Raw genomic sequence first — 17,606 nt, 5'->3', positions numbered from 1 at the left:
TTCACTCTTTCATTGTACCCTATCAGCAACTAGTATGCAGTTTTTCCTAATCATCAAAAAGAAGCTGCCATTTTATCAGCAGCTTCCCCTTACTTAATCATGATCTCTTTAAATGTAAGCTTCCATTGTTTTTTCCTAACCAGGGTATCTAACACTTTTTTCTCATCGATCGTCACTCGCTCTTTCGTTTTTGGGTCTAAATAGTGAAATTGATGAAGATAGCCTCTGTACATTTTTTTCATCCCATCCAATAAGAACATATTAGCCGTAACAGGAACTGATTTAAGTCCTACATCTTGAAGGTGAGTATCATAGGCCTGGGGTCTACCAAGTAAAAAGCGCATCATTCGATAATGTCTTTGCTTCCATTCTAAATAATGAACAATAGCTAAAAAGCTTAGTACTACCCATAAGTTCAAATGGAAGGGTAGAAGCAACACGCTTAAAGTCATCACCACTGCCAACACGCCCACAGAAGTGGACCACGATTTACGCAAAGCATAATGATAGGAATAATAATTCATATAAAGAAGTTGCACAAGCCTTCCACCGTCTAATGGTAAAATCGGCACTAAGTTAATGAGGAGAATCGTTGCGTTATGCCAGATAAACAATTCATGTGTGGTCTCGGACCAAATATTAAAATGGACGAGAAGGAAAGATAAACCGATCATCCAGAGATGTTGAAGAGGTCCTGATAGAATAACGATTAACTCTTCTTTTATAGGACGGTTCCCACTATCTTCAACCTCTGCTACTCCTCCAAAGGGAAGCAGTTCAATTTTATAAATGGTCCACTTAAAGTAATGAGCCGCAAGCGCGTGCCCCATCTCATGTATAAATACGATTGCAAAAACTAGCAGCACTTCACGAAAATAACCGGTCACAACCCCGATCCCTAATACGAACCAAAAGAAAGGGTTGATTTTCATTTTGCGAAGCAAGAACCAAATACTACTCAAAGGAAATCACATCACTTGGGTCAATATACTGATCTCCTTGTTTAAGAGCAAAGTAGTATACGCCTCTCCCTTCTTCATTAATCGAAACAGTCCCAATCTCATGACCAGCTTGTATATGATCATACATATTGACTTTAATATCTTCTAATAGTCCATAAACCGATTCAGTCCCATCATAATGTTGGACAACGACTGCTTTTCCAAGCTCCTCATCATCCACTCCACCTACCGTGATGACATAACCACCTTTTGCGGCTTCTACACTTATATCTACACTTGTTTCAATGTATACGCCTTTCCCATTCTGTTCAAAGCCTTCACTTATCACACCAGATGCCGGTACTGCATAGACCATTTCTGCTTCCGGTTCCTCTTCATTCAAATCGCCCAATGCGACATCATTTCGTTCAGGGAGAAGAGCAAGGGGTCTGCCAAATTGATTTTCATACCAATTGGCCACTGCTGCAAATTGAAATTCTTGTTCATAAGAACTTTTCACAAATTGCCTTGCCCCTTCAAATTGAGGAGCACCTGTTTTAAACATGATGGCGATGATCAGAAAAATACAGACGGCGACCATCGCTCGTATTAAGAAGAAATCTTGTCCCTTTTTAAGCGGAGGAGCACTACTTTTGTATGCCGTTGGTTCCATATAAAAGTCTAGCTCTTCTCTCGCTTCCTCATGTCTATTCATAAGCATAGGAGCCGACCTCTCTCTTTCGGCTACATTTCCTTTAATTTCTCTTCTTCTTGACTCAAAGCGTTTACGAACCTTATTTAATTCCTTGGACATGTCTCATTCCACCTTTATCGTGAACTTGTTACAATAACTATATGACTTGTCCGTTTTTGATATGACATAATCGGGAAGAGGAAATAAGGAAGGCTTCTATGGATAGACTAAGCGTTGAAGCGTACCAACCGATAAAAAGTATCACCTTACATAGTTCAATAGTGAAAAGGAGAGAATTACCTATGAGAAAGAGAAAAATTGGTCACTCTGATCTAGAAGTAAGTGAATTAGCTCTTGGCTGCATGTCACTTGGAACCGATCAAAATTACGCTACGCAACTGATTGATGCAGCTTTAGATGCCGGAATTAACTATTTTGATACGGCCGATCTATATGATAAAGGTTTGAACGAACAATTTGTAGGAAATGCAATCAAGCATCGCAGACAAGACCTGATTCTAGCAACAAAGGCCGGAAATCGTTTTGAGACAGATGAAGAAGGCTGGGAGTGGGATCCTTCTAAAAAACATATCAAAAAAGCAGTTAAAGATAGTCTGAACAGGCTACAGACTGACTATATCGACCTCTATCAATTACACGGAGGTACCATCGAGGATCATATTGATGAGACAATTGAAGCGTTTGAAGAGTTAAAGCAAGAAGGTGTCATAAGATATTATGGAATCTCCTCTATTAGACCAAACGTCATTAAAGAGTATGTTATACGTTCATCGATTGTCAGCGTGATGATGCAATATAGCTTACTAGACCGTAGACCGGAAGAGTGGTTTGACTTATTACAGTCAAATAATATCTCTGTTGTGGCAAGAGGTCCTCTTGCTAAAGGACTTTTAACGAGCAAGCCTCTAAGTGCTGCATCAGAATCGATACAAGAGAAGGGATATCTTGATTATTCATTTGAGGAATTAAAAACCTTGCAAGAACAATTAAAGACAAACAGCACTCTAAATCGTCCCTTATCAGAGCAAGCTATACATTATTGTCTTGCTCATGAGACCGTAGCGGCAGTCGTAGCAGGAGCCAGCAGCATCGAACAAATAGAGGATAATATAAGAGCCATTAACACTGAGTCGCTTACACGTGAACAAGTAGACTTTCTAAAATCAATAACAAAGGCCTCTACTTACGAACAACATCGCCAATAATAGAAAAGAAGGAAGGTTTCAGTGATAGAAACCTTCCTCCTTTTTATTTTGGTTGAAATCCTCTATCAACATGTTAACGATCTTTTAAAATCTCGCGCATTACATGACCAAGTTCCGGAACAATAATCCGGTCCATCGCCAACTTAACAGCTCCAGTTGACCCTGGCATTGAGAAAATGGCTTTACCATCACGAACTCCAGCAATTGCGCGACTAATAATGGCTGCTGTTCCCACATCTTCAACAAAGCTTAAGTACCTAAAGATCTCTCCGAAGCCTGGCATCTCTTTATCTAGACTATCACGAACCGCTTCATGTGTAGTGTCACGTAGGGCAATCCCCGTTCCACCGGTAATAAGTATCGCATCAATGTCAGCACGGCTCGCTGCGATTTTTAACCAGTGTTGAATTTGGCTGTATTCATCTCTCACAATCTGGTATTCCGTAACACTATGTCCGCCCTCTTCTAATAAATCACGAATCAGTTTAGCGCTTTTGTCAGTGTCATACGTTTTAGTATCTGAAACCGTTAATATCATGCATCGAACTAATGCTGGTGCTTCATTTTTATTTTCCTCTATCGGCATATTGAGCCCCCCTTAGATTAACAAAATAACTTTTCAATTATAATAACATAGATTTCCCACAGCAAAACCGCAGCCCTTGAGATGACGGGGATGCAGTATAAAAAGGAGGATTTAAGTAGGATATGTGAACTGAACGATTCTAATGAACAAGGGCGAGCGTATATAAAGAAATTTTCTCATATATAAGAAAATCATGTCTACTCGTCATCATGCATTAAAAGTGTTTACAGTAAATCCCATATGAGGCTTACTTTTTCCGAATAAATCAAACTTGAAGGTTTAGATAGTCGAAGCTGTAAAGGATAAGCATTGAGTGTCATAAGATAAGAATGGCCCCCATAAAAGTTGGGAGCCGCTTACGTTTAAGAACTTAATACGTTTAGTGATTCTCGGTTAAATGCTGGCAGGTCATCTGGAGTTCGGCTCGTGACTAAGTTACCACCACAAACAATAACCTCTTCATCATGAAGTTTTGCCCCAGCATTTTTTAAATCTACATGAATCGACTTAAATCCAGTCACATCGCGTCCATTTAATACTTCGGCTGTTATTAATAATTGTGGACCATGGCAGATCGCCATAATCGGCTTATCATTTGTTGCAAATTCCTTAGCAAATGCAACAAAGCGATCATCTCCACGAAGAATATCCGGAGAGAAACCACCTGGAATAAACAGCGCATCAAAATCACCTGCTGATACCTCGTCAATTCCTTTATCAATAGTTACGGTTTCTTCGTCATTCTTACCAGTAACCTTCGCGCCAGCTTCTTTTTCAATCGTGACTAGTTCATGACCTGCTTCACGAAAAGCATTTGCAGGATCCGTAAATTCCACATCTTCAAATAAATCCGTAATAACTACCGCAATCTTCTTACCCACGATTTATCACTCCTTTAGCTGATTCTAGTGATAGAATACCCTTTGCTCAGTAGCTTAAACATTTTACAATAGAAAAAAAGAAAACCATCTAAGAATACAGATGGTTTAACGCACACCGAAAAATTTCTTAATCTTAGCGAAGATTCCTTTTTCCTCTTCTAGAGACATTAATGGAACCGACTCTCCTAAAATACGTCTAGCAATATTGCGGTAGGCAATGGAGGCTTTGCTCCCAGTATGTAAGGCAATAGGTTCTCCTTTATTGGAGTACTTAATGACATCCTCATCATCCACAACAATTCCAATTAAATCAATAGCTAAAATGGAAGCAATCTCGTCCACATCGAGCATTTCTCCATTTTTCATCATATGTCCACGAATTCGATTGACGACAAGCTTCGGAGCTGATACGTCTTCTTGTTCAAGTAAACCAATAATTCGATCGGCATCACGTACAGCAGAAGTCTCAGGTGTTGTAACAACAATTGCTTTATCAGCACCTGCAACAGCATTTTTAAAGCCTTGCTCAATACCCGCTGGGCAATCAATTAGAACGTAATCATATTCTTGCTTCAATTCATTCACAATATGTTTCATTTGTTCTGGCTCAACAGAATGCTTATCTTTCGTTTGAGCAGCTGGTAGTAAGTACAAACATTCAAAACGTTTATCTTTAATGAGTGCTTGCTTTAACTTACAACGGCCTTCAACCACATCTACTAAATCATAAATGATGCGATTTTCGAGCCCCATGACAACATCAAGATTTCGAAGCCCGATGTCTGTATCAACTAAACAAACTTTCTTTCCTGAAAGCGCAAGGGAAGTACCGATGTTGGCAGTGGTCGTTGTTTTACCAACTCCACCTTTACCACTTGTAATGACTATTGCTTCTCCCATGCTCATGACCCCTTTCTATTCCACGCGTCATCCATCTATTATTTGTGAATCATTCTTTTGAAGCTCTGGACGATGATGGATCAATTGTTGAACCCTTTCTAATACGAAGGCTCCTGACTCATCATCTAGATGCGCACTCTCCATCGCTGCTTCTTTTTCATCCTCACCAAAATGGTGGATCTCCTTAGCAATTCTGAGTTGCGCGGGACTCATAAGTGCAGCTGAAATAACCGCGCGTGTGTCGCCTTCAAAGCCTGCATGTGCTACACCGCGCAAGGCACCCATCACAAAGATATTACCTGTGGCCATTACTGTACCGCTTGGATTCACATCTCCAACAAGCAAAAGGTCACCACGAACCTTTAATACTTGCCCGGAACGCACGACTCTCGTTAGTGTCACCACTTGAGACTCTTGTCGTAGCAGCTCAGCTTCTTGTTTTGTTAATACTTCTGAATGGATCTGTTCGATCGCAAGGTTACGACCTTCTGTAATAATCCTTGTAATTTCTTCTGACTGTTCCTCTGTTAAATACCGATGACCAACTTTCACATTCACTTTCACATCAGGTTCATCAGAGCCTTGATAGTGCTTAGTAGACAGTTTATCATACAATTCTTCTAGTAAACTATCATATGAACAGTGGTCATCTAATAGAAAAATCAGTCCATCTTTCGTTCCTTTTATCGTAACATGTTGTTTTTTCTGCGTCATTCAACGTTCACCTCAGACACACTCGCATTCGAAACCTGCCTCATTAACGTCTCAGGCAAAGTCATGAGTAAAAAGGCTCAAATCGGTGATTGATAGTTTAATTCAACATGTAAGGGGAAAATCCCTCTTTCACAACTAGATGTCTGTGAATTTTTTTAGAATTTGTCGATTTTACAAGTTATCTCTCACGTAGCCTTGAATGATGCTGAACATGCTCACAAAGCTTCTTGACTGGATAAAGCATCACAATCGCCCACGCTCCGTTTAATAGTAAGGTTGGCAGCAAACGTTCTATAACGAACGTGTAAGCTCCCATATCAGTGATTCCAATTAAACGAAATAAACCATACTGATAATAATCAAACAAAGCAACCGCAACAAGAGCAAGAAGTAGGGGCACGAGAATACTATCTTGAATTTGTTTATAAGATAGAGCAAATACATACCCTACTACTGCAAAACCAAATACATAAACTCCTAGTAATTCGGTATATACAACATCATAGATCACACCAAAACAAAGCGCATAAAGTAAACTTGTACTTCTTCCGGTGTAGATCCCAATAAAAACAAGGAAGACAACTAGAAATCGTGGCACCATTGTTAAATCAGAACCATAACGTTCAGGCATAAAAAATGGAAATAGACTACCTTCGATCACTAGAGTAAGTAAAAGCAGCGTTGGAAGATATGCACGACTCACTACAAATCCTCCTCCAATAACTCTGGGTCAATAGACGTACTTGTTCTCTCAATCACATAAACATAGTTTAATGAGTAGAAATCTGCTGTTGGCTTAATATAGACATTTTGAGTTAGTCCATACTCATCCGGCTCAGCTTCTACGACTTCGCCAATTAACAAACCTTCAGGATAGACGCCTCCAAGACCTGAGGTTGTAACCATTTGTTCTTCTTCAATTTCAGCCTCAATATCTAGCTTTCTCATTATGAGTAAGCCTCGATCTTCGTCATACCCTTCGATAAAGCCATTTAGAGTTTGATCGCCGATAATTTTAGCTGATACGCGGTTGGTACGATCATTATCAGATAATAATTGAACAAATGAACTGAATTGGCTTGTCCTCTTCACTTTCCCAATTAGTCCACCTTGGGAGTCAACAATCGCCATATTCGGTTCAATCCCGTGTTGTGATCCTCGATTGATTGCAATATAGTCACTCCAACGATCTGGATTACGATGAATGACCACAGCTGTTCGCATTAAATAATCACTTAAACTTTCTTCTAAATCGATCATGTCTCGCAGTGTTTCATTTTCATCACGAAGGAGATTACGTTCTACGGATATTTGGGCATATTCTTCAAGACGTGATTTTAAGAGTTTATTTTCCTCATACACGTTTCGAATATCAGAAACGCTCTCAAAGAAACCCGCCACAGAATGTGCGGGTTTTGAGAACATTGTCTGCACCCATCCAACCGTATCTCTCATAAATTGCTCTGGACGTGTTGTATTTTCACGATCAGATAACGAATAACCAATCAACGCCATCAAAATGATAATGCTGACAAGAAGGATAATTAATTTTTTGTTTGAGAAAAAGGATGGCATACTAGACACCTACTTACGATTTTCTATCAGAACGTGACGTTATTCCAGCTTTTGAACGGAATAAATGTAAATTTTCAAGAGCTCTGCCCGTCCCAATGGCCACGCAATCTAGAGGATTTTCCGCTACGATTACAGGCATGTTTGTTTCATCACTTAGCACACGATCTAGGTTGCGTAACAACGCCCCTCCACCAGTTAACACAATTCCGCGGTCAATAATATCAGCCGCAAGTTCTGGCGGTGATTGCTCAAGTGTATTTTTCACTGATTCAATAATCGTTGTTACTGTATCAGCTAATGCCTTAGAAATTTCTTCTGCTGTAACAGAAATGGTCTTTGGAAGGCCTGATACAAGGTCACGTCCACGAATGTCCATATCATCGACACCTTCAGGAGAACCTGCTGAACCGATTTCCATTTTCAATGTCTCTGCTGTACGCTCACCGATCATTAAGTTATACGTCTTTTTAACGTAATGAATGATCGCATCATCCATTTCATCACCAGCCACTCGAATCGATTGGCTTGTAACAATTCCACCAAGGGAAATAATTGCAACTTCAGTTGTACCCCCACCGATGTCTACGACCATACTACCTGTCGGCTCCCATACTGGAAGTTCTGCACCAATGGCCGCTGCAAAAGGCTCTTCTAATGTATAAGCCTCTTTAGCACCTGCTTGCTTCGTTGCATCTTCAACTGCACGCTTTTCAACGGCTGTAATCCCTGTTGGTACACATACCATAACAGATGGTTTACGCGTGAAGATCGAACGATTTTTAACTGTTTGACGGATGAAGTATTTAATCATTGTTGCCGTTGTATCAAAATCAGCAATGACCCCATCTTTCATCGGTCGAACAGCTACAATATTCCCAGGCGTACGCCCGATCATATTTTTCGCATCATTACCGACTGCTTCAATTGAACCTGTATCTGTACGAAGTGCAACAACCGAAGGCTCTCGCACCACAATTCCTTTTCCTTTCACATATACAAGCGTATTCGCTGTACCTAAGTCAATTCCTATATCTCTTGAAAACCCACCAAACATCTATGTATCTCCCTTCAGACTTATCTGAAATCATAACCTTTATTATATCGAACATTTGTCTAAAAAAATAGCCTTAAGTTCCCCACCACAAAATTTCCACCTTTTGTTTCATATGAAAGATGAGTCCTTCTACCAAAAAAGCTACCCATATCCCTATCATTCACTAAATAATATGCCCTTGCTCCTTTAAGCTAATAAATTGTCTATCACCGATAATAACATGATCTAAAAGCTCTACTCCGAGCACTTTCCCCGCTTCATTTAAACGCTTTGTGACTTCGATATCCTCCCGACTCGGCGTTGGATCTCCAGAAGGGTGATTATGCAAGCAAATAACGGAAGCAGCCGATCGTCTTAGAGCTTCTTTAAATACTTCACGAGGATGGACAATACTTGCATTCAAGCTACCAATGAACAAAGTATGCCGATGGAGAACATGATTCTTCGTATTGAGGTAAAGAGCGATAAAATGCTCTTGAGTAAGAAACCTCATATCCTCCATCACATAATTCGAAACGTCTTCAGGAGAGCGAATCACGTACTTCTCTTCCGTTGGCAACGTATGCATTCTTCTGCCAATCTCCATGACCGCCTGAATTTCAACTGCTTTGGCTATTCCAATGCCATTAATCTTACACAACTCTTCAATCGTAGCTGTTCTAAGTAAAGTAAGGCCATCAAATTCCACTAACAACTTCCCTGCAAGTTGTAGAGCTGACTCTTTTTTCGTTCCACTCCTTAGCAGAATCGCCAAGATTTCTTTGTTTGTTAACGCTTTGGCCCCTTCTTTTAACAATCGTTCACGAGGCCTTTCCTGTGCTGGAATATCTCGAATTAAGAGGGTGGGTAGGGTCAATTCGGATTCTCCTTTCAGTGTAGAGGATATGGGGGATGTCAATGTACAATCTCTTATTGAATCGTTGGGTAAATATGAAACGCTTGTAGTTCTCGCATCGTCTTCGCTAAAGGGAGTCCTACGACATTGTTGTAATCACCAGAAATAGATTGAACTAGGTACGCACCAAAGCCTTGAATACCATAGCTTCCTGCCTTATCAAACGGCTCACCTGTTTGTAAGTATTGTTCAATTTCTTCGCTAGTAAGAGGATAAAAATGCACAACCGTTTCCTCAAAAAAGGTTATGGTTTCACCTTTTTCAGAAATCGCCACACCTGTTAAAACAGAATGGTCGCGATCAGATAATCGTTGTAGCATCTCTCTTGCCTCGTTTTGATCTTTTGGTTTACCTAAGATTTGATCATTACACACAACAATCGTATCTGAACCTAATACAACGGCATCTTGATTTGTTTTTGCCACTGCTTCAGCTTTTTGACGCGCTAGTTCGCAAACGACTTCACTTGGGGTTAAATGCGGTTCGACGATTTCGTCTATATCACTTGTTTGAATAGAGAATGTGTAGCGTGCTTGCTGGAGAAGTTCTTTTCGTCTGGGGGAACCAGAGGCTAAAATAAAGGATTTCATGAAGGGTCACCTCAACAATGTTTTTCTTCATTGTACAAGGTTACATTAAGAATACCAAATAATGACTAGTGAAACAAATGATATTCAGAATATTTTAAATAAAAAAGTCTGCAGAGAAGATGCTTCCTTCTTTGCAGACTTCCACTTCATATTAGTAAAGTGCCACTACTTGCTCATAAGCTACTAGTACCCGTAACAAAGACTGTTGAGCTTTCCACAGTTCTTTTGTGTCCTGTGTATCAACGTAGGAGGCAATATGCTTACTCGCCCCGTCAAGCTCGCTACCCATGAGGAGGGTTGATGGTTGAGCAGACTCTGGAACCTCAGCAATTGCCGATTCACGCTTTTGTTGAAGTTCTCCAAGCTGCTGCTTTATATGTTCAACTTGTTCAACAGAAACGCCCCCACCTTTTGCTAGCCCGTCTGTTGTTAGTTTCAACATTCCATAAAAAGTCGTAAAAGAATCAGAATACCACTCAATCGCAGCCTCACTAGCATTCGTCACCTCAGCTCCGCTCACTTGATACGTTTTTAAATACGTATCTTGACCTTGCGCTTCTACAACCGCAGCTAGAGAGCTCGCCTCTGCCCGCTCAGCCCCTACTCCTACAAATAAGTAAGTCGGGTCTGTTGTATCGGTTAAAACAGCAGCTAGTCCACTCGCTTGAAATTGCTCTGCCATCTCTTTCCCTTTTTCCACAGTTGAAAATGCCCCGCCTTGAATCACTTCTACTGCTAACGATGGCATAGCTGAGCTCGTTGATTGAAAGGTTGGGATCGCACCAGTCGTTGCTTCTTGTGGTGCATTTCCCGCCGACTCCCCACCACCTGTAAATACATTTAACACAACAAGTCCAAAGCTTACACCGACAATAATGGCCGAAAGTATAATAGCAATTGGCATAAATGAAAAAGATGAAAACGAAGGTAGCGATGGCATTGAAAACGAAAAGGATGTCGTTGATTTCTTTTTACGATTGACCGGAAGTTTTGGCCCACTCTCTCTATTGCCATCATCCCAAAATGGCATCTTCCTTTTTTCTCGCTCAGTATGAACTGTATTGAAGTCAATCACATTATCAGGTTGTGGAATGGAGACACCCTCTATTACTTCATCATCCGCTCGCTCATCACGTGCCGCTGTAATCTCATCTTTTGATTCATTAAATACCTTTTCCTCCCCGTTTAAACGGATCGAAATTGTGCGCTTGTCCCTATCCATCGTAGCACCTCTCTCCTCTCAACACGTTCTTACTTCTAGTCTATTAACTAAAGGGGAATGATAGAACGAGAGAATAAAAAAACATCCTAGTAAATGGTATAAAAAGAGACGAAGATAAAAGATTCTTCGTCTACTGATTGTAAAGTGGTGAGCTCTTGTTTGCTGGCTTCGGATACTCTACTTGAGGAAGCTCCTCTTCAAGTTGTTCATCATCACTCGGGAAATAAAATGCAGACACAACCATCATAAATTCCAACGACTCCTGTTCATCCTCAACGAGCACCCGCTCTTTTGGTGCCACATACGAAATAGAATCGATGCTTAGCATTCGATCATTACGATCTAGTTCTTCTGCAAAACGAGCTAACCCTGTATATTCATTTGTTTTCATCCGAATCATAAAACGAATGACTTCCACATCTTCAATCGCCGCACTTGAGGTAACGGGCTCAGATGCCTCTGTTTCAACTTCTTCCTGAGGATCTACTTCAATAAAGTCCTCAACTTCCTCATCCGGCTGTTCCTCTTGCTCCACTTCTACCGTGCTAGAGGGTGAAAATGTAGAAAAACCATCTTCTACTTCGGCCTGAACATCAATTGAGAGAATGTATACATCTGCAATCCCCTCCGCACGAGCAAACGTAAGTAATAATTGGTCTACTAAGGGACGAACGGGTAGTTGGCGTTGTGCAAACATACTTGATTCAATGATTTCCATTGGTTGTGATTCAACCTGCTGCTGAATTCCCGCTAACTGAGATTGCTCATACTCCAGCTGCTCTATGGCCTCTTGCCTTTCCAGTTGCATCGGCTTGACCATACTCATAAACAACCAGATCAGACAACCGACAAGAAGAAAAGCACCGGCCATGAACCATACTTTTTTATTTACCATCATCTCATTCATTGATTCTCACCTAATGACTGGGCGTACTCTCGGTCTAATAGTAAATCAAAGCTTGCTATATAACGTGACTTCACTTCATCAAAATCAATCTCATACTCCTCGTCATCCATCATCTCATGAGCATCAATGATCGATAATCTCACAGCATCTACAAGCTCACTACTGTCAAGAGCTTCGTAATATTGCGCGATTTCCTCTAGTCGATCAAAGCTTATATCAAATTGGACATCTTCTGGTTGCGTATAAGAAAAATGACTGATAAACCCACGTTCAGGTAGCTGACTGACTAAAAAATCAACAACCAAGGAAGCAGGTATAATATGGGATTCGAGCAGCACAACGGCTTGCTCGATTTGATCTAAATTTGAGAACTCTACGCCTGTTAACTCTTGTGTAACAATGGCTGCTTCCACTTGAACGTCATAAGCCTCTTGCTTGATCTCCTCTATTTCAGAGCTTATGTGACGTTGATAGAGAAACGTACTAGCAATAGCAAGGAAGACCAAAAAAACGAACCCTCCAACATAGAGAATGCTTGTATAATTTTTCCGCGGTTTCTCTGGTAATAAATTTATTTCTACAAGCATTATCCGTACACCTCTTTTTTCAAGGCAAGTCCTACAGCATCATAGTAGCGAGGCGGAGGATCTTGTTTTGTATGTTGTTCAATTGAGGTGACCTTTAATGTGAATAGTTGTTGGAACGTCTGTTGAAATTGTAAAAGATGCGGATGATCTCCACAAAGTAACATTTGCGAGATTTCCCCTTCCCCTTTTAACACATTAAATTGATAGAAGTTAATCACTTTTTCGATTTCACGATAAAGTTCTTGAACCTGCTCATCGAGTTGTTCTTCCTTTTGCGACCATATGAGTTGCGTACCTTCAGCGTGTTCTTTTTGAACCCAGCCTTCACGGTCCATGTCGGGTACAACCGTACTCAAGAACAACGGATGATGATCTTTGAAGATCGTAATCGTTGTTAATAATGTATCCACTTGCACTTGGATGAGGTATGCCTCGCTCGCTGTGTGGTCAAGTTCATAAAACAATCGATAGGCAGCCAATGTTGAAAGTTCAGCCGCATTCGGTTTTAAGTGGACGTCTGCAAATGCATCAAGGTACTGATGTAAAATCGATTCTCTCGAGGCAAAAAGCAGGACCTCTTTTTGACCATTCTTTAAGCCAATGACTTTATAATCAAAGATGGGATCATCGAACGGCAGCAATAAGCTTTCTCCTAAATCCAAATAAAGCTGGCCTTTCACCTCATCATCAGGGATCGTTCCATCAATTAAATGAGTACGAACAATCGTATGTTGACTCGGCAAGCAAAATTGAACCGACTGCCGCTTTAATTTCCAATTTTCTACACACTCTGACAAGATTGTTAGATATGTAGCTTCATCTTCAATTTGACCATTGACGATGACTCCAGGAGGTAAATAACGCTCCTGTATATTCGTAATCGTATGTAACTCTGGTTGCTTGCTACTTATATAGCGAATGACGTGGTCCTTGATGATCAGCGCATGTCGCTTTTGTTTTACTTGTTGAAATAGGTTCATCTTCATTCACCATTTCTATTAAAATGACATCCGTTATGTCTAGTTTACTATAAGAAAACACCTATGTACCATTTTACTAGAGAGTTTCCAAAAAAATAAGCGGTAATCGTTCCAAGCACGATAAAAGGCCCAAACGGGATCGGCTTTCCTCGCTTCACTTTGCCAAGCAACATGCCAACTCCAGCAATGATTGTTCCATAGAAACAGGAAAAAAAGAAGGCGAGTAAGACATTTTGCCAACCAAGCACTAAGCCTAGCAATGCAAACAATTTAATATCTCCACCACCCATACCACCTTTACTGACTATTGCAATAAGCAGCAGTAAGCCAAAGCCAACTCCCGCACCAATTAATGCATCCCACCAAGGAGCAAGCGGTGCAATCGTTAAACGAAGCAAAATATATAATGGGGCAAAGAACAGCAAAATTTTATTTGGAATCAGCATATAGCGTATATCGCTAACAAAAATAATGGCAAGAAGTGAGATAAGAAGGAAGGCAACAACCAGTTCATATGACCAGCCGACAACGAGATAAGCTAGTACAAACGCAATCCCGGTCATAAGCTCGATAAACGGATAGAGAGGCGAAATCCTCGTCCCGCAGCCCCGACATTTCCCCTTTTGAAAGAGGAAAGAGAAAACAGGAATTAACTCTCTCGTCGCTAAATCACGATCACAGGTCGTACAATGCGAGCGGGGTGCAACAATTGATTCCCCCACCGGCACACGTAAGCCAACCACATTAAAAAAAGACCCAAAAGTCAAGCCGAACACAAATAAATAGATCATAAACAACCAATCAATCATAACGGCCTCCTAGGGGGTAGTGGTATTTATGTAGTGAAAAAGCCTATCGGGTGGGATAGGCTTTGCAGTATTTTGTTATTAATTAGATGGCTCGTAACAAGCGCCACGACCTTCATTTGATAAATCTGTTGCATTGATTGGTTCGGCATTTCCATCACTATCATATCCTACATCACATTTACCGTCTTCAAAACTTAAGCTAATTTTGGGAACTGTTTCATCAAAGCTAACTGTATAATCCACTGCACCGTTTCCCCAAGGATTTGTAATGTCCTCATGATACTCAGAAATTCCTGAACCATTTAAAACTGGAGTAGCAGTTTCCCCACCACTTGCCGCATACAACCTCGCCGCACTCAACACTTGCTGGGCATTGGAAATCGCAGCATCTTTCTTACTGTTTTCAATAATTCCGCCGATACTCGGTACAGCGATTGCTGCGATAATTCCTAGGATGACGACAACGGCTAGTAGCTCAACTAATGTTAAACCCTTTTCATTTTTCGTGTGTTTAAACCATTTTCTCATTTGTTTGTTCCTCCGTTTGAATGTAACTTTCCTTTTTCCGTGACAAAGAGTGACTTTAAAACTACTAAAAAACCAATCTTGCATGCGTACATTACAAAATCGGCCGGTTGCACTAGTTGCTCCAAACTACCCAAGTGCCCATGTAAAGATAGTTGTTCATAGCTTTCCATATTCGATTACGCATAAAAGTAATGCCTAATTAACTAGTCTATTGGTTCTACTGAAAGTTTACTGGTAAAGCTTTCATTTGTCTAGCAAAATTTACTAACCTACCGCATCAAAAATTTCAAACATCGGAATGGCAATTGCCGCGACAATGATACCGACTACGAACGCAAGTATCACGATCATTAGCGGCTCAATTAATGACTTTATTTGGTCGGTTCCAGCCTCAACTTCTGACTCATAAAAGTCCGCCACCTTATCAAGCATCGTATCAAGCGACCCTGTTTTTTCCCCGACGGCAATCATTTGTGTCACTAAAGGAGGGAATACCCAATGCTTATGCATCGGTGCGGCAATTGATTCACCCCGTTCAAGGGAATTTCGTGACTCTTTAATGACGCGTGCAATCACTTCATTTCCTACAATACGTTCGACAATCGAGACGGCTTGCAAGACCGGAACAGAACTAGCGAATAAAGAACTTAACGTCCGCGTCATTCTAGCTAGGGCAGCTTTTTGCAAGAGCTTCCCGAAAATCGGCACTCGTAAAATAAAGAGATCTCGATAGTAACGCAACTCTGCTCGTTCATTTACCATTCGTAGAAAGACGCTAAACAGGATAACGACGAACGGAAGCATCCACCATATTCGACTAAAGAACTCCCCCGCTTGTAAGACGAATAATGTAATCAGAGGCAACTCCGAATCAAAGCTAGTAAACATATCTGCAAATGTCGGCACCACATAAGATAGTAAGAAAATGACGATGATGATGGCCACAAAGCCAACAACGAGTGGATATGACATGGCTGACATCACTTTTTGCTTTGTTTTATGCTGCTTCTCATAATAGCTTGCGAGCCTTTCTAGAATGTCATCAAGATTCCCGCCAAGCTCTCCTGCTTTTGCCATATTGACGAAAAGGGGTGGGAACACTTTTTTTTGGTTTTCAGCAGCAAAAGAAAATGGGTTCCCTGCTCGTAGTTCTTCTTCTACTTCAAATAAAGCAGACTTTAGCTTTTTACTCGTTGTCTGATCCCGTAAAATGACGGTTGCATCGACGACGGAGATTCCCGCTTTCAATAAGGTCGCGAATTGTCTCAAATAAATCACAAAGTCTTGCGAACGTACTCCTTTTCCACCTAGTAATATGTCCCGATCAAGAAGACTAGTCGATTCTCCAAGTGAGCGAACCACAATCCCGTCTTCACGAAGCAACAGACGTGCTTGTTTTTCGGAAGGCGCTTTGACCTTGCCATTTTTCACTTGTCCTTTTCGGTCACGTCCAGTGTATCTATAAATAGCCATTTAGATCCCACTCTCATTCAAATACGCACTTACACTTTCATACGCGACAACTCCTGTTTCAATTAGCTCTTTAATCGACATTTCAAGCGTATGCATCCCACTTGAGCGACTCGTTTGCATGACACTTGGAATTTGATGGATCTTTTCATTTCGGATCAAGTTTTTCACAGCTGAATTATTAACAAGGATTTCGGTAGCCGCTCGTCTTCCCTTTCCATCAGCTGTTTTAAACAAACGTTGGGAAACAACCGCACCTAATACTGAAGCAAGTTGAATCCGTACTTGTGGCTGTTGTTCAGGAGGAAACACATCAATGACACGATCAATCGTTGCTGGTGCATCAGTCGTATGGAGTGTTCCAAGTACCAGATGGCCTGTTTCAGCAGCCGTAATCGCAATCGAGATCGTTTCCAAATCTCTCATTTCCCCTACTAAAATAATATCTGGATCTTGTCTTAAGCAGCCTCGTAAACCATTCGCAAAGTTTTGTGTGTCAAAGCCGACTTCTCGTTGATTAATAATTGAGCGTTTATGCTTATGTAAATACTCAATTGGGTCTTCAAGCGTAATAATATGCTTATTTGTTTGTTCATTAATTTCATTAATCATCGCGGCAAGTGTCGTTGATTTCCCGCTTCCCGTAGGTCCAGTAACAAGCACTAACCCTTGAGGTTTTTGGGCAATTTCTTTTAAAACACTCGGCATAATCAACTCATCTAACGTCGGAATTTTCGTTGGGACGACTCGAATGGCGAGACAGACACAGGAGCGTTGAAAGTATGCATTGATACGAAAGCGCGACACCCGTGGGATGCCATGAGAGAAATCCAATTCACCTCTTTTTTGAAAAACCTTCCAAAGGTCATCTGATAAAACCGCTCTTGCCATCGTTTCAGTATCGACTGGCTTTAACATCTCTTCTCCGTGGTGCCTCAATTCTCCATTAATACGTAGAATAGGAGGAACCCCCACCGTCAAGTGGATATCTGATGCACCGAGTTCAAATGCTTCAACTAGTAAGGCCTCTAATCTCTCTTTCATGCT

At 40.9% G+C, this 17,606-nt stretch carries 20 protein-coding genes and 1 riboswitch; of the genes, 1 reads left to right on the top strand and 19 read right to left on the bottom strand.

Features of this window, described 5'->3' with window-relative positions:
• Window positions 1-89: 89 nt before the first annotated feature.
• The gene (locus tag RYX56_RS11065; protein ID WP_317122116.1) at window positions 90-962 is read right to left on the bottom strand and encodes a M50 family metallopeptidase; all 873 of its coding nucleotides are present in this window, start codon (window positions 960-962) and stop codon (window positions 90-92) included.
• Window positions 955-1,755, bottom strand: a complete 801-nt coding sequence (locus tag RYX56_RS11060) for a peptidoglycan DD-metalloendopeptidase family protein (protein ID WP_317122115.1) — start codon at window positions 1,753-1,755, stop codon at window positions 955-957. Before RYX56_RS11060 ends, RYX56_RS11065 begins: the two co-directional genes overlap by 8 nt.
• A 182-nt stretch (window positions 1,756-1,937) precedes the next feature.
• Here RYX56_RS11060 and RYX56_RS11055 point away from each other — a divergent pair, with 182 nt between their 5' ends.
• Window positions 1,938-2,861: an aldo/keto reductase gene (locus RYX56_RS11055; protein ID WP_317122114.1), complete on the top strand. Its 924-nt coding sequence runs from the start codon at window positions 1,938-1,940 to the stop codon at window positions 2,859-2,861.
• 73 nt (window positions 2,862-2,934) lie between these two features.
• Here RYX56_RS11055 and RYX56_RS11050 read toward each other — a convergent pair whose 3' ends face one another.
• The 17 genes from RYX56_RS11050 to RYX56_RS10970 all read right to left on the bottom strand — a co-directional run bounded on the left by RYX56_RS11050 (window position 2,935) and on the right by RYX56_RS10970 (window position 17,603).
• Window positions 2,935-3,447 (bottom strand): MogA/MoaB family molybdenum cofactor biosynthesis protein, encoded by a 513-nt coding sequence (locus RYX56_RS11050; protein ID WP_317122113.1) that lies wholly within the window; start codon window positions 3,445-3,447, stop codon window positions 2,935-2,937.
• 362 nt (window positions 3,448-3,809) lie between these two features.
• The gene (locus RYX56_RS11045) at window positions 3,810-4,328 is read right to left on the bottom strand and encodes a type 1 glutamine amidotransferase domain-containing protein (protein WP_317122112.1); all 519 of its coding nucleotides are present in this window, start codon (window positions 4,326-4,328) and stop codon (window positions 3,810-3,812) included.
• Between the two features lie 105 nt (window positions 4,329-4,433).
• The gene (minD, locus tag RYX56_RS11040) at window positions 4,434-5,228 is read right to left on the bottom strand and encodes a septum site-determining protein MinD (protein ID WP_317122111.1); all 795 of its coding nucleotides are present in this window, start codon (window positions 5,226-5,228) and stop codon (window positions 4,434-4,436) included.
• Window positions 5,229-5,255: 27 nt separating this feature from the next.
• Window positions 5,256-5,942, bottom strand: a complete 687-nt coding sequence (gene minC, locus RYX56_RS11035) for a septum site-determining protein MinC (RefSeq protein ID WP_317122110.1) — start codon at window positions 5,940-5,942, stop codon at window positions 5,256-5,258.
• 178 nt (window positions 5,943-6,120) lie between these two features.
• Complete coding sequence (gene mreD, locus RYX56_RS11030) at window positions 6,121-6,645, bottom strand: rod shape-determining protein MreD (RefSeq protein WP_317122109.1); 525 nt, start codon at window positions 6,643-6,645, stop codon at window positions 6,121-6,123.
• Window positions 6,645-7,517: a rod shape-determining protein MreC gene (gene mreC, locus RYX56_RS11025; RefSeq protein WP_317122108.1), complete on the bottom strand. Its 873-nt coding sequence runs from the start codon at window positions 7,515-7,517 to the stop codon at window positions 6,645-6,647. The genes mreD and mreC overlap by 1 nt, the downstream gene beginning before the upstream one ends.
• 13 nt (window positions 7,518-7,530) lie before the next feature.
• Window positions 7,531-8,571 (bottom strand): rod shape-determining protein, encoded by a 1,041-nt coding sequence (locus RYX56_RS11020; protein WP_317122107.1) that lies wholly within the window; start codon window positions 8,569-8,571, stop codon window positions 7,531-7,533.
• A 163-nt stretch (window positions 8,572-8,734) separates the two neighbouring features.
• Window positions 8,735-9,427, bottom strand: a complete 693-nt coding sequence (gene radC / locus RYX56_RS11015; RefSeq protein WP_317122106.1) for a RadC family protein — start codon at window positions 9,425-9,427, stop codon at window positions 8,735-8,737.
• Window positions 9,428-9,480: 53 nt separating this feature from the next.
• On the bottom strand, window positions 9,481-10,056 hold the full coding sequence (locus RYX56_RS11010) for a Maf family protein (RefSeq protein ID WP_317122105.1): 576 nt from the start codon (window positions 10,054-10,056) through the stop codon (window positions 9,481-9,483).
• Between the two features lie 151 nt (window positions 10,057-10,207).
• Window positions 10,208-11,278, bottom strand: a complete 1,071-nt coding sequence (locus RYX56_RS11005; RefSeq protein WP_317122104.1) for a hypothetical protein — start codon at window positions 11,276-11,278, stop codon at window positions 10,208-10,210.
• Window positions 11,279-11,408: 130 nt separating this feature from the next.
• Entirely contained in the window at window positions 11,409-12,185 is a 777-nt protein-coding gene (locus RYX56_RS11000; protein WP_317122103.1) for a type II secretion system protein M, read from the bottom strand.
• Window positions 12,182-12,772: a PilN family protein gene (locus RYX56_RS10995; RefSeq protein WP_317122102.1), complete on the bottom strand. Its 591-nt coding sequence runs from the start codon at window positions 12,770-12,772 to the stop codon at window positions 12,182-12,184. Before RYX56_RS10995 ends, RYX56_RS11000 begins: the two co-directional genes overlap by 4 nt.
• Window positions 12,772-13,752: a type IV pilus biogenesis protein PilM gene (pilM, locus tag RYX56_RS10990; RefSeq protein ID WP_317122101.1), complete on the bottom strand. Its 981-nt coding sequence runs from the start codon at window positions 13,750-13,752 to the stop codon at window positions 12,772-12,774. Before pilM ends, RYX56_RS10995 begins: the two co-directional genes overlap by 1 nt.
• Window positions 13,753-13,799: 47 nt before the next feature.
• On the bottom strand, window positions 13,800-14,561 hold the full coding sequence (locus RYX56_RS10985; RefSeq protein ID WP_317122100.1) for a prepilin peptidase: 762 nt from the start codon (window positions 14,559-14,561) through the stop codon (window positions 13,800-13,802).
• 78 nt (window positions 14,562-14,639) lie between these two features.
• Window positions 14,640-15,089, bottom strand: a complete 450-nt coding sequence (locus RYX56_RS10980; RefSeq protein WP_317122099.1) for a prepilin-type N-terminal cleavage/methylation domain-containing protein — start codon at window positions 15,087-15,089, stop codon at window positions 14,640-14,642.
• 92 nt (window positions 15,090-15,181) lie between these two features.
• Window positions 15,182-15,265, bottom strand: a riboswitch (cyclic di-GMP riboswitch).
• 88 nt (window positions 15,266-15,353) lie between these two features.
• Complete coding sequence (locus RYX56_RS10975; protein WP_317122098.1) at window positions 15,354-16,562, bottom strand: type II secretion system F family protein; 1,209 nt, start codon at window positions 16,560-16,562, stop codon at window positions 15,354-15,356.
• Entirely contained in the window at window positions 16,563-17,603 is a 1,041-nt protein-coding gene (locus tag RYX56_RS10970; RefSeq protein ID WP_317122097.1) for a type IV pilus twitching motility protein PilT, read from the bottom strand. It lies immediately after the preceding gene.
• Window positions 17,604-17,606 lie beyond the last annotated feature (3 nt).

Origin of the sequence: Alkalihalophilus lindianensis, from assembly GCF_032843265.1 — a bacterium.
GTDB classification, from domain to species: domain Bacteria; phylum Bacillota; class Bacilli; order Bacillales; family Bacillaceae_D; genus Alkalihalophilus; species Alkalihalophilus lindianensis.
This window is presented reverse-complemented; position numbering and strand designations above follow the sequence as displayed.

Bases quoted from the DNA above. Each gene is read 5' to 3' on its own strand.
- RYX56_RS11060 (WP_317122115.1), bottom strand. From the start codon at position 1,755: ATGTCCAAGGAATTAAATAAGGTTCGTAAACGCTTTGAGTCAAGAAGA.
- RYX56_RS11055 (WP_317122114.1), top strand. From the start codon at position 1,938: ATGAGAAAGAGAAAAATTGGTCACTCTGATCTAGAAGTAAGTGAATTA.
- RYX56_RS11050 (WP_317122113.1), bottom strand. From the start codon at position 3,447: ATGCCGATAGAGGAAAATAAAAATGAAGCACCAGCATTAGTTCGATGC.
- minD (WP_317122111.1), bottom strand. From the start codon at position 5,228: ATGGGAGAAGCAATAGTCATTACAAGTGGTAAAGGTGGAGTTGGTAAA.
- minC (WP_317122110.1), bottom strand. From the start codon at position 5,942: ATGACGCAGAAAAAACAACATGTTACGATAAAAGGAACGAAAGATGGA.
- mreC (WP_317122108.1), bottom strand. From the start codon at position 7,517: ATGCCATCCTTTTTCTCAAACAAAAAATTAATTATCCTTCTTGTCAGC.
- RYX56_RS11020 (WP_317122107.1), bottom strand. From the start codon at position 8,571: ATGTTTGGTGGGTTTTCAAGAGATATAGGAATTGACTTAGGTACAGCG.
- RYX56_RS11010 (WP_317122105.1), bottom strand. From the start codon at position 10,056: ATGAAATCCTTTATTTTAGCCTCTGGTTCCCCCAGACGAAAAGAACTT.
- RYX56_RS11005 (WP_317122104.1), bottom strand. From the start codon at position 11,278: ATGGATAGGGACAAGCGCACAATTTCGATCCGTTTAAACGGGGAGGAA.
- RYX56_RS11000 (WP_317122103.1), bottom strand. From the start codon at position 12,185: ATGAATGAGATGATGGTAAATAAAAAAGTATGGTTCATGGCCGGTGCT.
- RYX56_RS10995 (WP_317122102.1), bottom strand. From the start codon at position 12,772: ATGCTTGTAGAAATAAATTTATTACCAGAGAAACCGCGGAAAAATTAT.
- pilM (WP_317122101.1), bottom strand. From the start codon at position 13,752: ATGAACCTATTTCAACAAGTAAAACAAAAGCGACATGCGCTGATCATC.
- RYX56_RS10985 (WP_317122100.1), bottom strand. From the start codon at position 14,561: ATGATTGATTGGTTGTTTATGATCTATTTATTTGTGTTCGGCTTGACT.
- RYX56_RS10980 (WP_317122099.1), bottom strand. From the start codon at position 15,089: ATGAGAAAATGGTTTAAACACACGAAAAATGAAAAGGGTTTAACATTA.
- RYX56_RS10975 (WP_317122098.1), bottom strand. From the start codon at position 16,562: ATGGCTATTTATAGATACACTGGACGTGACCGAAAAGGACAAGTGAAA.
- RYX56_RS10970 (WP_317122097.1), bottom strand. From the start codon at position 17,603: ATGAAAGAGAGATTAGAGGCCTTACTAGTTGAAGCATTTGAACTCGGT.